The sequence below is a fragment of the Streptomyces sp. M-16 genome (assembly GCF_052114405.1).
Taxonomy (GTDB): Bacteria; Actinomycetota; Actinomycetes; order Streptomycetales; family Streptomycetaceae; genus Streptomyces.
Window position 1 is genome coordinate 15,103 of record NZ_JBFRER010000083.1, and the last position, 12,916, is coordinate 28,018.

Consider the following 12,916-nt stretch of genomic DNA (forward strand, 5'->3'; position numbering starts at 1 on the left):
CCGGCGTTGCTGCGCGACCGCCGGGCCGCCGCACTGCCACAGTGGAGGGCCCCGGCCCGTCCCCGAGAGGAACGCGCGATGTGGCAGCCCGACGGGTGGGACGTGCGCGTCCGCCTCGGAATCCTCACCCCGCACGCCGACGTCGGCCCCGAGTCGGAGCTGCGCGCCATGGCACCGGCCGACGTGGGCCTGCACGCCGCCCGGGTGCCGTTCGCGGCGATGGGGCGCGGGGGTGCGATGGACCCGGTCCTTCCGCTGGCCCCCGTGCGCGCCTTCGCCGAGCCCCCGGGCGTGGACGAGGCCACCGGGCTGCTCGCCGCGGCGCCGGTGGCGGCGATCGCCTTCGCCTTCACCTCCTCCGCCTACGTCATCGGGCCGCGCGGCGAGGGGCACATGCTGGCCCGGCTGGGGGAGCGGGCCCGCGGCCTGCCGGTGGTCGCCACCTGCGCCGCCGCGGTCGAGGCCCTGCGGGCGCTGGGGGTCGGGCGGATCGCCCTCGTGGACCCGCCGTGGTTCGACGACACCCTCACCGACCTGGGGCGCGGCTACTACGAGGACTGCGGGTTCGAGGTCGCGTACGCCGCCCCGTGCGGGCTCCCCAGCGGCCAGACGCTGATCGGCCCCGCGGCCCTGCACGACTGGGTGGCGGCGCGCGTGCCCGACGCCGCCGAGGCGGTGGTGATCGGCGGGAACGGCTTCCGCGCCGTCGGGGCGATCGGGGCCCTGGAGGCCACCCTCGGCCGGCCCGTCCTGAGCGCGAACCAGGTCCTGCTGTGGGCCGCGCTGCGCGCGGCCGGCGCGCAGGCGGGCGGTATCGCCGGGTACGGGCGGCTGTTCGCCCACCCCTGAGCACGGTCCGCCGCGCACGGTCCGCCGCCCCGCCCCGCAGCCCCCTTGCGGGATCGCCGCCGATCCGCTGAACTGACGTACCGTCAGATCAGTGGGTCGAGTGGGGGTGGGTGAGGGATGCAGACCATCTGGCTCAGCGGCGCCGAATGGCTCGCCGTGCTGCGCATCGGGCTCGGCCTGTGGTGGCTGGAGAGCTGGCGCCACAAGGACAAGAAGGGCTGGTTCGAGCGCGGCACCGGCATCGCCTGGGCCGCCGACGTCGCCGGGAAGCACCGCTGGCCCTTCGTCAGGAGCGGCTTCGCCACGGTCGTCCGGCCCCGCCCGAAACTGATGGCGTACATCGTCGTCTACGCCGAACTCGCCCTGGGTCTGGGCCTGGTGCTCGGCTTCCTGACCCCGGTGGCCCTGATCGGCGGACTGCTGCTGAACCTGCTCTACCTGGTGCTGATGATCCACGACTGGGCCGAGCAGGGCCAGAACGCGATGATGGCGCTCATCTCGCTCGTCGCCCTCTTCGCCATGGCCTGGCAGACCTGGTCCCTCGACGCGACGATCGGAATCCTCCTGTGAGCACCCCGCGCCACGACCTCCCGGAGCCGGACGAGTTCACCCGCCCCTACTGGGACGCCGCCGCGGCCGACCGGCTCCTGCTGCGCCGCTGCGCCGACTGCGGGCGCGCCCACCACTACCCGCGCGAGTTCTGCCCCTTCTGCTGGGCCGGCGAGGACCGGGTCGCGTGGGAGGAGGCGAGCGGCCGGGCGAGCCTCTACACCTGGTCGGTGGTCCACCGCAACGACCTCCCGCCCTTCGGCGGGCGCGTCCCGTACGTGGCCGCCGTCGTCGACCTCGCGGAAGGGCCCCGGATGATGACGGAGGTCGTCGACTGCCCGCACGACGCCCTCCGCATCGGCATGCCCCTGGAGGTCACCTTCCGGGAGGCGGCGGAAGGCGTCCGCGTGGCCGTCTTCCGCGCGGCCTGACCCCGTAGCGCGGGAAGGCGTCTACGGCCAGAGCAGCTCGCGCTCCCACGTCCCGCCGGCGGTGCGCCGGTAGCGCAGGCGGACGTGGCGCCGGGCGGCGTCCCCCTGGAAGAACTCCACCTCGGCGGGATCGAGTACGTACCGGGTCCAGGTCGGCGCGGGCGCGTCCGGCTCGGCTCCGGCCCGCTCCCACGCCGCCGCCGAGGCCCGCGCCAGCTCCTGGGCCGAGTCCAGCACCTCGCTCTGCCGCCCGGTCAGCGCGGCCGCCAGCGCCCCGCGCGAGCGCACCGCCAGGTCCGCCCTGCTCTCCTCGGGCCCGCACGCCCCGACCCGGCCCCGGATCCGGACCTGCCGGCCCACCGCGGGCCAGTAGAAGCAGAGCGCCGCCTGCGGGTGCCGCGCCAGCTGGCGCCCCTTGGCGCTGGTGGCGTGCGAGGCGAAGTGCCAGCCGCGCTCGTCTGCGTCGTGCAGCATCAGGATCCGGACGTCGGGCCGCCCCTCGGCGTCCACCGTCGCCAGGCTCATGGTGTGCGGCTCGGTCTGCCCCGACCGGGCGGCCTGGACGAACCACTCCCGGAACAGGGCCAGCGGCCCGTCGGGAGCGGCCGCCGGGTCGAAGGCGGGGAGCTCGGTGTCCCATACCCGCAGGGAGTGCAGGGTGGTGTGGAAGTCGCTGGTCATGCGGCCAGGCTAAGGCCGTGACCCGGTGGCCCGTCCGGGTCCCGGCGGTAGGGTGCTCGGCCATGGACATGCACAGAGTTGCGGCGCGGGCGCTGGTGGCCCTCGCCGTGACGGCGGGCGCCGCGGCGGCCGTCGTCCCCTTCTGCGACCGGCCCGGAGGCCTGGCCCTGCTGGCCGAGACGGACCACCCGGCACTGCTCGCCCTCCTGGCCGCCGCCTTCCTCGCCGGAGCGGCCCTCCTCGCCTCCCGCCGGCCCGGCGTGCGCAAGGGCGCCGCCCTCGCCCTGGCCGGGACGGCCGTCCTGGGCGTGCTCGCCGTCCCCGCCTACGCGGTGGTCGCCGATCCCTTCCCGGACCGGGAGTGGGACGTCCCCGCCCCCGACGGGTCCGGCCGCCGCCTGGTCGTGGAACGGGGCATCGGCCTGACCGACCCGGTCTGGCGGATCTACGTGGACGCGGGCCGCTTCCCGACGACCCGCCGGCACCCCGTCGCCGAGTACGCCGGCACCTCCTCCCGGGGCGTCCTGGAGGCCACCTGGACGGACCCCTCCCACATCAGGCTGATCGACCTCGACCACACCCACCACGACCTCCGCGTCACCCCCGACGGCCGCCCGCTGGACCCACTGACCTGGTAGCGGGGCCGAGCGGCGGGCGTGGTCCGCGGGGGTACGCAGCAGACCGGGCCCCCGGCGTCAGCGCAAGGGCCGAGACCGTCCGGTGCGGCCGCGGCGGTGGGAGCATGGGCCGGCTGGACGAGGCCACCAGGGGGTGCCATGAGCGACGACGTACGCAAGAGGCTTGCCGGACTCGGGCTGCGGCTGCCGGAGGTGAGTCCGCCCAAAGGGGCGTACGTGCCGGCCGTGCGCAGCGGGAGGTACGTCTTCGTCGCGGGGCAGATCCCCCTGACGGACGGCGAGTTGACGCAGACCGGCCGGGTCGGCGCCGAGGTGTCGCCCGAGCGGGCCAGGGAGCTCAGCCGGCAATGCGCGCTGGCGGCCCTGGCGGCCGTGGACTCGGTGGCCCCGCTGGAATCGGTGACGCGGGTGGTGAAGGTGGTCGGGTACGTGTCCTCGGCGCCCGGGTTCACCCGGCAGGCCGGGGTGGTGGACGGGGCGAGCGAACTGTTCGTGGAGGTGTTCGGCGACGCCGGCCGGCACGCGCGCAGCGCGGTCGGGGTGGACATCCTGCCGCTGGACTCGCCCGTGGAGATCGAGATCGTCGTGGAGATCGCGCCCGGAGACGGGGACCCCGCGTAGGGGCGCGTGCGGCCGGGGCGCCCGCGGGGGCGCCCCGCCGGTCCGGCGTCCCGTCAGGGGATGGGGACCGCCGTGCCGGTGACCTCGATGCCCGCCGCGGGGTCCGTCGGCACGCCCACCGTGATCAGGCTCGGGCGCCCCATGTCCACGCCCTGGTGGACGGTCAGGCGGGCCGGCGTGGCGATCAGGCCGAGGGCGCGCAGGTAGCCGCCGAGGGCGGCGGCGGCCGCGCCCGTCGCGGGGTCCTCGACCACGCCGCCGGGCGGGAACGGGTTGCGGGCGTGGAAGACGGACTCCGACTCGCGCCGCACGAGGGTGATCGTCGTCCAGTTTCGCCGCGCCATCAGCTCGGCGAGCGCGGCCCGGTCGTAGTCCAGGTCGGCGAGCCGCTCCCGGCTCGCGGCCGCGATCACCGGATGCCAGGCACCCGCGTACGCGGCCCGCGGCGGCAGGGCCGGGTCGAGATCGGCGGGGGACCAGCGCAGCGCGGCCAGCAGCTCGGTCAGGTCGGCCTCCGCGAGGGCCTCCGTACGCGGCTCCACACTCACCAGCGTGGCCGTGACGGCGCCGTCCGGACCGACCGAGGTGGTCACCGGGACCGGTCCCGCCTGGGTGTGCAGCAGCAGGTCACCGGCGCCGTGCCGACGGGCGTGGGCGACGGCGGTGGCGATGGTGGCGTGCCCGCAGAAGGGCACCTCGGCCTTGGGGCTGAAGTAGCGGATGTCGAACGCGCCGTCCTGGCGCGGAACGACGAACGCGGTCTCCGAGTACCCGACTTCCGCCGCGGTGGCTGCCATCGTCGCCTCGTCGAGGCCGGTGGCGTCCAGCACCACCCCCGCCGGGTTGCCGCCCCGCGGGTCGGTGCTGAAGGCCACGTAGCGCAAGAGGTCCATCCCCCGAACGTAGCCGCCTGGCCACGGACCGTCAAAATCCGGTGTACACGATGACGTTGCCGGTCGGTCCGCCGGCCCGGCGGCCCGTTTCAGGCCCAGGTGAGCAGCCGGCCCGACGCGGAGACCCCCACCGCGAACCCCAGTGCGATCCTGCGGTCCCCGTGGCTGGGCCGTACCGCGTGGAAGAAGCGCGGGTCGATCAGCAGGCCCTCGCCGACCTCCGGGGTCAGCTCGATGGACTCGGTGCCGCGCACCACCGCCTCGTCGTACCCGTAGGAGGCGTTCGGCAGCCGGTACGCCTCGTCCTCCGGCTGCCAGCGGTGCCGCCACAGCACCGTCTCACCGCCCGACGGCGGCACGCTGAGGTAGAGGTTGAAGGCGAACTGGCCGATCAGCGGGGTGTCGAGCAGGTCCTCCGCGTACTCGCGCAAGGCGTCGTCGAAATGGACCTGGAAGCCCTGGTTCGGCTCCCGGGCCACTCCGTCGCCCATCTCCCGGCCGCCCCGTCGGCCCACCGCCATGCCCGGCGGCCAGTGCCTGGCGATCCCCTCCCGGCAGGTGCGGAAGGGGTCGAAGGACAGGCCCAGCCCCTGCCAGGCCTCGCGGTGCCCCTCCAGGGCCTTCCAGTAGCCGTCGGCGACCCCGCCGTCCGCCATGTGGTCGCTGACGCCCACCCCGAACCGCATCACCGGCGGGTGGATGCGGTTCGTCCCGTAGGAGTCGAACTCCCGCTCCTTCAGGGCGGCGAGCACCTCCTCGCAGCGCTCCCGCGACAGGAAGCCGGGCACCCGGACCGCCGCGTACCGGCCGGCGGCGAGGCCGGCCAGCAGCTCGTGCGAGAACGCCGGGGCGGTGACGGCCCGGAAGAAGGGATCGTGCGGTGGAGTCGGTAACAGGTGGTCCGTGGATTGCGCTGACGTCATTCGATCGCCCCCCGGTCATCGAGAACAGATGAAGAGAACGGAACAGGAAGCAGCGGCGGTACGGATGTGCGGTGGTACGACTGGACGGCCCTACGGAGGTACGACTAGCCCGGATGCGCCCCGCTGGTGGCACGGAACGCGGTCTTGGCATCGAGTTCGAGCGCCTGCCGCCCCGCCTCCAGCGCCTCCAACGCGATGCGTCTGCCGACCTCCGCCTGCATCTCCTCCAGGTCGCTCCCCGGGGCGCCCCAGTGCAGGGACTGGTCGTCGTTCGTATCGGTGGGGAGAGCATTCATCGGCGGACCTCCGAGCATTTCGGTGTGGGACGCGTCACACAGAGTGAGGCACGGCCAGGCTACGCGCAAGCCCGCAACGACCGGTGGAATTCGGCACAACCGCCCACGAAAGAGGGAGGTTTCAGCCCGGCATCTCCCGCTCCAGCTTCTCCAGCAGCGCCTTGGCCTGCACGGACAACGGATGCTCCGAAGCCACCACCCGGTCGAGGTCGTGCACCAGCGCCCGAAGGCGCTTCACCGCTTCCGGCGTGCGCCCACGGATCCCCAGGAGCACCAGGACGTAGGTGAACCGGAACCGCATCACCAGATTGGAGTCCGCAGGCTGCGACGCGTCCCGCAGCGCCTCCCGGATGACCTGCTCCGCCTCGTCCTCGCGGGCCTGCCCCAGCAGGGCGTGCGTCAGTGTCTCGCCCACCCGCAGGATCTCGGGCGTGGACGGCGGCCAGTGGTTGCGGCGGCTGATGTCGAGGATCTGCCGAGCCTCCGCCTCGGCGTCCTCGTACCGGTCACGGGCCAGCATCGCCCGCGCCAGCGTGTGGCGCACCACGAGGGTGTCGTAGTTCTCCGGGCCGCGCACCAGGGTCTCCGCCTCGACGATCGAGCGCAGCATCAGCTCGACCCGCTCCTTCTGGTCCTTGTCCCCCTTCTGCTCGTTGATCGCACGGGCGAGCTTGTGCCGACTGGCGAGGGTGTCGGCGTCGTTCTCGCCGAGGATCCCGGTGCGCGCCTCCACCACCAGCCGCAGCTCCTCCTCGGCCTCCGTCAGCTGTTCACGGTCCAGGTGGATGCGGCCCTTCTCGTGGCGCAGCCCCAGGATCTCCCGGTCGTCGACGTCGAAGCCGTAGGAGCCGCAGCCCGTGATCAGGGACTGGACCAGGTCGTACGCGGGCACCAGCAGGCCCATCGCGATCAGGTAGCGCGCCGTCAGACGGGCCAGCTCCAGGGCCGCGGTGCGCACGGTGCGGTCGTCCGGCCGCTGCTCGCCGAGCAGGATGGCCCGGGAGACCTCCAGCGCGTGCGGGGCGAGCGCGGACCACAGCGGCCAGTTGGCGGGGTGGTCGGGATTGCGGTGGAGGGTGGCCGACAGCACCATCCGCACGGCCAGCCCGTAGTAGTCCGCGGACCGGTTCCGTACGTCCTCGTTCTCGCGCAGCACCCCGTGCACCACCGGGTGCAGGGTCAGTACGTGGGCCAGGTCGCGCTCCGCCACGCCCTCGCGCTCGTAGGCGTCGACCAGCCCGAAGTCCTCCAGCCCGGCCAGCGCGGCGTCGGTCCGCGCCGGGGTGGCGCCCGGGAACAGCGGCGACTGGCCGAGCACGGGGCCTGCGAGCAGGCAGCGGTAGGGGATCGGGGAGATGCTCAGGCAGGCCAGGACCTTCAGCAGCGTCGCCGACTGGTTCAGCCGGCGCTCGACCAGCAGGTCCAGCGCTATCCCGCAGACCTTGTCCACGATCTCCCGTCCCAGCAGCTCGCTGAGGACGGGCCCGGTGCGGTCCTCGGTGGTCTCCACCCGCGCCGCGAAGGCCCGGCGGAAGGTCTCGAAGTCCCGGATCTCGCTGTCCAGGGAAACGTGGTTGACGGCCTTGATCGCGTCGGCGGCGTGCCGCAGGGCGAGCGGGAGTCCGCCCAGCTCCCGCGACAGCCTGCGGGCGTCCTCGTTCGTGCCGCCCAGCCCCCCGGTCCGCTCCAGCAACAGGGAGGCGCCGTCGTCCTCGTGCAGCGGCAGGACCTTGTGGACGCCGACCCAGTCGCCCCACTTCTGCCGGTTGCCCACCCGGCTGGTGACCAGCACCGTGCCGTTGGCGTTCTGCGGCTTGCGCAGCCAGCCGGTCCCGTCGGAGACCAGGCCGTCACGGGGGCCCAGCCGGGCGGGGTCGTCGGCGTTGTCGAAGATCAGCAGCCAGGGGTCGGGGCAGTCGTTGAGCAGCTTCCACACCAGGTCCATGGCGCTGCCCAGCAGCCAGGCCCGCTCCACCGTGATCGAAGGGGCGCCGAGGTCGTGGGCCATCATCCGCATACGCAGGCTCAGCTCGGGCATCGACACCCACCACACCCGGTGCCCGGCCCGCTGCGCCCGGTCGGCGACCTCCAGGGCCAGCCGGCTCTTCCCGGAGCCGCCCAGGCCCGCCAGGACGTGCACCTGCTGTCGGGCCTGCCCCGACAGCAGCTCGGCGACCAGGCTCAGCCGGTCCTGCCCCTTGAACTGCCCCTCCTCCAACTGCCCGTACGGAGGCGGCGGGAAGGGTGCCAGGTCCGCCTCCCCGGCGGCAGGCGCCGGAAGCCGCGGCCGCCCGGAATCCCCGCCCGCACCGCGGGGGGAGCGGGCGGAGGGGAGCACGATGCCCGTGACCCCCAGCCCGCCCCCCTCCGCCTTCTCCGCCTCCTCCTCGGCGGCCTCCCGCGCCACCTCCAGCAGGGCGCCGCGCACGGCCATGTAGGAGGCGGCGGAGCGGTCCTCGGGCTGGATGATCGAGAAGTGGTCGGCGGTGACCACCCCGCCCTTGGGGAAGACCCCGCGGGCCACGACCGGCGGCACGACGTCGTCGGCGGAACCCCCGTAGGCGCGGACCGGGATCGGGCACTCCTGGTCGCCGTACTCGCGGCCGTGGACCACCGCGCTCAGGACGGTGCGCTGCGCCTCGGTCACCGCCCGGTCGAAGGGCCGCAGCTGCTTCTCCTGCGGGTTGCGCCACAGCTTGAGGGCCTTGCGGACCGTGAGGAAGAAGCCGGAGCCGGTGTTGGGGCAGGAGAACATCGTGAAGTGCTTGATGCGGGCCAGGTCGCGGCCCTCGCCGGTCCAGAGCTTGCGGGCCAGGAACCGCTGCACGACGAGGCCGCCCTGGCTGTGTGTGACCAGCACGATCCGCTCGGCGTCGGCGAGCTCGGTCTCCAGGAAGGTCCCGAGCTGGTCGGCGACGTCGTCCGTCTCGGCGACCCGGCGGTCCGGTCGCAGACGCACGAAAGGGGAGTCGTACTGGAAGGGGTGGACGCTGACCCAGTCGCAGAGGTCCGGATCGGAGGCGATGAGCGCCTGAAAGGCCTTCCACACCTTCGCCGAGGAGAACAGGCCGTGCACCAGGACGAGATGGACGCGAGTCCGTACCGCCATCGCGAACCTCCGCAGCCAGAAGGTGTGTTGGAGCAGAACGATTTCGGTCGCAGGTGAAGAAGCAGCCGCCGTCAATGATGCACGAGGGGCGACCGAAGGGGCCAGAAACAGACACCGCCGACGCGGGTACCGGACGGCGCGCCGGGCGCGCGCCGGGGCGCACTCCTCGCGCACGCCTGCGCCACTCCTGCTGGGGTGCGTCGCGAACGCGACGTTTGCGCCGCTGGATGGTGGGCGGTGGGTGGCGCCGCGGCGTTGACGCCATGGGTGCGGTCGGAGCAATCGCGGGGGCTGCGGACGCGGGGGTTGTGGACGCGGGGGTTGTGGGCGCGGGGCTGTGGAGAGGGTCGGTCGGGCGGGCCGAGGGTGGCCACCCTGATCGCCTGGGCGAGACCGAGCCGCCGCTGCTCGCTGATGTCCATCCCGCGCTGGTGTCGTTCTGGGGCCCGCCCCAGCGCTCGATCCCGACCGGCCTACCGGCACGGGATGACTCTCCGGCGACGGGTGGGTCGGGGTCGGGGGGTGGGGGGACTTTGGCTGGTCCGTGTCAGGGAGGGTTTGGGGGCTTCCCGTCAGTCTCATCGTCCTTCCGCGACGAAGGAGCGCCCTTGAGGGACCGGCCCGACGCGGAAGGACAGTGGACTGGCGGGACGCCCCCAGCCCACCCCTGATCCGGATCAAGGGTGCACCGCCCACCCCCGACCCCACCCAGCACGCGAAGCCCCCGCCCGACAGCCCCCGCCCCCCTACCCCCGCCCCAGGATCACCGTGCCCGAGGAGCAGAACCAGCCTCCCGTGCCCGATGCCAGGGCCACCTCCGGCAGTCGGCCGCCCCGCTTGGTGACCTGGCGGTCCGGGCCCGCTTCGCCGCGGAGTTGGCGTACGGCCTCGACCAGCAGGAACAGTCCGCGCATCCCCGGATGGCAGGCCGACAGTCCGCCCCCGTCCGTGTTGACGGGGAGCTCGCCCTCCCGCAGCAGGCGGCCCTTCTCCACGTAGGCCCCGCCCTCGCCCTTCGCGCAGAAGCCGAGGTCCTCCAGGGTCACCAGGGTCATGTACGTGAAGGCGTCGTAGATCTCCGCCAGGTCCACGTCCGCCGGGGTCAGGCCGGCCCGTTCGAAGGCCAGCCGGCCCGAGACGGCCGCCGGGGAGACGGTGAAGTCCGCCCACTCCGACATCGTGGTGTGCGAGACGGAGGTGCCCGTGCCCAGCACCCACACCGGGGTCTTCGCCGTGTCGGGCACCAGGTCCTCCGCCACCAGGAGCACCGCGCAGCCGCCGTCCGAGCGGATGCAGCAGTGCAGCTTGGTGAAGGGGTCGGCGATCATCTCCGAGGAGAGGACCTCGTCCACGGTCAGCGGCGTGCGGAACATCGCGTCCGGGTTGGTGGCCGCGTTCGCGCGGGCCTGGACGGCCACCGAGGCGAGCTGTTCCAGGGTCGTCCCGTACTCGTGCATGTGGCGGCGCGCGGCCATCGCGTACTTGGAGATCAGCGTGTGGCCGTACGGGACCTCGAACTGGAGCGGCCCCCGGGCGCCGAAGGAGAGGTTCGAGGTGCGGCGGCGGGCCTTGATGTCGGCGCGGGCGGTGGATCCGTAGACCAGCAGCACGGCGTTGGCGTGCCCCGCCGCGATGGCGTCTGCCGCGTGGGCGGCCATGACCTCCCAGGTCGAGCCGCCGACCGAGGTGGAGTCCACCCAGGTGGGGCGCAGGCCCAGGTACTCGGCCACCTCGACGGGCGCGAGGGTGCCCAGGCCGGCCGAGGCGAAGCCGTCGATGACGGAGCGGTCCAGGCCGGAGTCGGACAGTGCCCTCCGGGCGGCCTGCGCGTGCAGGGCGTAGGGGGTCGGGCCGTCGACCCGGCCGCATTCCGAGAGCGCGACGCCGGCCACCGCGACCCGGCGGCGGGGGCGGGGTTCGGGTGCGCGGGACAGGGGGCCGGAGGCGGGTCCGGATGTGGGTCCAGGCATGGGGGGACCGTACATCTGACGATACGTCAGATGCTAGACCGCGTGCCGCCCGGCCCGATCCGTGTCCGGGCCGACCGACCCCTGTGCTTCTCGATCCCGGGGTCCTAACATGACGCCCCGTCAGATACGCCCCCGGCCGCCGCCGGGAGGTGCCCCCGGGAGGAGCCCGACGATGGACGCCGCCTTCACCGCGGAGCAGGACGAGATACGCCGTACCCTGCGCGAGATCCTGGGCAAACGCTGCGGCCCTGACGAGGTCAAGGCCGCCGCCCGGACCGACACCGGATACGACCGGGAGCTGTGGCAGYGGCTCGCCCGGGAGCTCGGCCTGCCGGGCATCGCCGTCGCCGAGGAGTACGGCGGCGTCGGCTGCACCCCCGCCGACCTGGCCCTGGCCTGCGAGGAGACCGGCCGCGCGCTGCTGCCCTCCCCCCTGCTCGCCACCGCCGGACTCGCCGTCCCGCTGATCGCGGCCCTCGGCACCGCGGCCCAGCGCGCCGCGCTGCTGCCCCCGCTGGCGGCGGGGGAGCGGACGGCGGCGCTCGCGGTCGCGGGCCCCGCCCTGGCCACCGCCCTGGGGCTGACCGGCGAGAACGCCCCGGGCGACTGGGCGGGCGGGGGCCGCGCGGGCGGGGTCCAGGCGCGCGCCGCCACGACGGCCCCACCGGGAGCCGCCGGACCGGCCGACCCCGCCGGGGCCGTTCCCGCGGGGGCCGACCCCGCCGGGAGCGCCTCCGCCTGGCGGCTCTACGGCGAGGTCGCCCAGGTGCTCGACGGCCACAGCGCCGACCTGCTGCTCGTCGCCGCGCACACGGGAGGCTTCGCCCGCAGTCGTACCCTGCTGTTCCTGGTGCGGGCGGACGCGCCCGGCCTCGTACGCACCCGGCAGCCCACCCTCGACGAGACCCGCCCCCAAGGCCGGGTCCAACTGCGCGACGTACCGGCCGAACTGCTCGGCGACGAAGGCGTCGACCCGCTGCCCGCCCTCGCCGCCACCGGACGCACCGCCGCGGCCGTCCTGGCCGCCGAGGCGGTCGGCGCGGCGGACCGGGCGCTGGCCCGTACGGTCGAGCACGTGTGCCGGCGCGAGCAGTTCGGCCGGCCCATCGGCTCCTTCCAGGCGGTCAAGCACCGCCTCGCCGACCTCTACGTACAGATCCAGGCGGCGCGCTCCGCCGCCTACTACGCCGCCTGGGACCCGGACCAGGGCGCACTCGCCCTGGCCCAGGCCCTGGAGGCCCTGCGGGCCACGGCGGGCGAGGCCGTCCAGTTGCACGGCGGCATCGGMTTCACCTGGGAGCACGACGCCCACCTGTACTTCAAGCGGGCGGCCGCCGACGACCTGCTCTTCGGCCCCGTCCACCGGCTCCGCGCCCATGCCGCGCAGCGGTCCGGGCTCTTCACCTCGACCTCCGGCACGGCCGGCAACGAAAAGGTGGCCGTCTGATGGCTCCCGGCGTCAAGCTGATCCAGAAGGTCTCCTCGACCCTCCTGTTCGCCAGGATCGCACCCCACTTCATCCCCGCCATGGACAAGGCGGTGCACCGCCTGACCCGTGGAAAGGTCCTGCTCAGTGCCCGGATGCTGCCCGGGGTGATCCTCACCGCGAAGGGTGCGAAGACGGGTGAACCACGGACCACGCCGCTCGCGTGCATGCCGGAGGACGGAGGCGTGAGCTGGCTGCTGATCGGCTCCAACTTCGGCCGCCCCGGCCACCCGGCCTGGACCGGGAACCTGCTCAGGCATCCGGACGCGGACGTGAACTGGCAGGGGCGGGACATCGCCGTGCGGGCGCGGCTGCTGGAGGGGGCCGAGCGCGCGGCGGCGTGGCAGGCGGTGCTGAGGTTCTGGCCGCCGTACGCGACGTACCAGGCGCGCATCGAGCGCGAGATCAGGCTGTTCCGTCTGGAGCGGCGCTGACGGCGCTGATCGCGGACGGGGCGGACGGGGCGGACG

General features: G+C 74.1%; 13 protein-coding genes. 7 read left to right on the forward strand and 6 right to left on the reverse strand.

Annotated features, from left to right (window positions below):
• Window positions 1-78: 78 nt before the first annotated feature.
• The 3 genes from AB4039_RS29480 to AB4039_RS29490 all read left to right on the forward strand — a co-directional run bounded on the left by AB4039_RS29480 (window position 79) and on the right by AB4039_RS29490 (window position 1,829).
• A complete protein-coding gene (locus AB4039_RS29480) occupies window positions 79-849 on the forward strand; it encodes a maleate cis-trans isomerase family protein (RefSeq protein ID WP_442272223.1) in 771 nt (256 codons plus the stop codon).
• A 117-nt stretch (window positions 850-966) separates the two neighbouring features.
• Window positions 967-1,419 (forward strand): DoxX family membrane protein, encoded by a 453-nt coding sequence (locus tag AB4039_RS29485; protein ID WP_266840924.1) that lies wholly within the window; start codon window positions 967-969, stop codon window positions 1,417-1,419.
• Window positions 1,416-1,829 (forward strand): Zn-ribbon domain-containing OB-fold protein, encoded by a 414-nt coding sequence (locus tag AB4039_RS29490; RefSeq protein ID WP_266840925.1) that lies wholly within the window; start codon window positions 1,416-1,418, stop codon window positions 1,827-1,829. Before AB4039_RS29485 ends, AB4039_RS29490 begins: the two co-directional genes overlap by 4 nt.
• A gap of 21 nt (window positions 1,830-1,850) precedes the next feature.
• On the opposite strand, the gene AB4039_RS29495 is transcribed toward AB4039_RS29490, so the two are convergent.
• Window positions 1,851-2,510, reverse strand: coding sequence for a pyridoxal 5'-phosphate synthase (locus tag AB4039_RS29495; RefSeq protein ID WP_266840926.1), 660 nt, complete (start codon window positions 2,508-2,510; stop codon window positions 1,851-1,853).
• Between the two features lie 62 nt (window positions 2,511-2,572).
• Between AB4039_RS29495 and AB4039_RS29500 the strand changes: the two genes are divergently transcribed.
• Complete coding sequence (locus AB4039_RS29500) at window positions 2,573-3,148, forward strand: hypothetical protein (protein ID WP_266840928.1); 576 nt, start codon at window positions 2,573-2,575, stop codon at window positions 3,146-3,148.
• A gap of 138 nt (window positions 3,149-3,286) precedes the next feature.
• A complete protein-coding gene (locus tag AB4039_RS29505; RefSeq protein WP_266840929.1) occupies window positions 3,287-3,769 on the forward strand; it encodes a RidA family protein in 483 nt (160 codons plus the stop codon).
• Between the two features lie 53 nt (window positions 3,770-3,822).
• Here AB4039_RS29505 and AB4039_RS29510 read toward each other — a convergent pair whose 3' ends face one another.
• The 5 genes from AB4039_RS29510 to AB4039_RS29530 form a co-directional block, all read right to left on the reverse strand.
• Window positions 3,823-4,662: a PhzF family phenazine biosynthesis isomerase gene (locus tag AB4039_RS29510; RefSeq protein WP_266840930.1), complete on the reverse strand. Its 840-nt coding sequence runs from the start codon at window positions 4,660-4,662 to the stop codon at window positions 3,823-3,825.
• An 89-nt stretch (window positions 4,663-4,751) separates the two neighbouring features.
• On the reverse strand, window positions 4,752-5,585 hold the full coding sequence (locus AB4039_RS29515) for a 2OG-Fe(II)-dependent halogenase WelO5 family protein (protein WP_266840932.1): 834 nt from the start codon (window positions 5,583-5,585) through the stop codon (window positions 4,752-4,754).
• A 104-nt stretch (window positions 5,586-5,689) separates the two neighbouring features.
• Window positions 5,690-5,881, reverse strand: a complete 192-nt coding sequence (locus tag AB4039_RS29520) for a hypothetical protein (RefSeq protein ID WP_266840933.1) — start codon at window positions 5,879-5,881, stop codon at window positions 5,690-5,692.
• Window positions 5,882-6,002: 121 nt separating this feature from the next.
• The gene (locus tag AB4039_RS29525; RefSeq protein ID WP_442272224.1) at window positions 6,003-8,990 is read right to left on the reverse strand and encodes an alpha/beta fold hydrolase; all 2,988 of its coding nucleotides are present in this window, start codon (window positions 8,988-8,990) and stop codon (window positions 6,003-6,005) included.
• 746 nt (window positions 8,991-9,736) lie between these two features.
• On the reverse strand, window positions 9,737-10,960 hold the full coding sequence (locus AB4039_RS29530; RefSeq protein WP_266840936.1) for a thiolase C-terminal domain-containing protein: 1,224 nt from the start codon (window positions 10,958-10,960) through the stop codon (window positions 9,737-9,739).
• Between the two features lie 172 nt (window positions 10,961-11,132).
• Between AB4039_RS29530 and AB4039_RS29535 the strand changes: the two genes are divergently transcribed.
• Both AB4039_RS29535 and AB4039_RS29540 read left to right on the forward strand, forming a co-directional pair.
• Window positions 11,133-12,407, forward strand: a complete 1,275-nt coding sequence (locus tag AB4039_RS29535) for an acyl-CoA dehydrogenase family protein (protein WP_442272225.1) — start codon at window positions 11,133-11,135, stop codon at window positions 12,405-12,407.
• Window positions 12,407-12,880 (forward strand): nitroreductase family deazaflavin-dependent oxidoreductase, encoded by a 474-nt coding sequence (locus AB4039_RS29540; protein WP_266840939.1) that lies wholly within the window; start codon window positions 12,407-12,409, stop codon window positions 12,878-12,880. Before AB4039_RS29535 ends, AB4039_RS29540 begins: the two co-directional genes overlap by 1 nt.
• The last annotated feature ends 36 nt before the right edge of the window (window positions 12,881-12,916 follow it).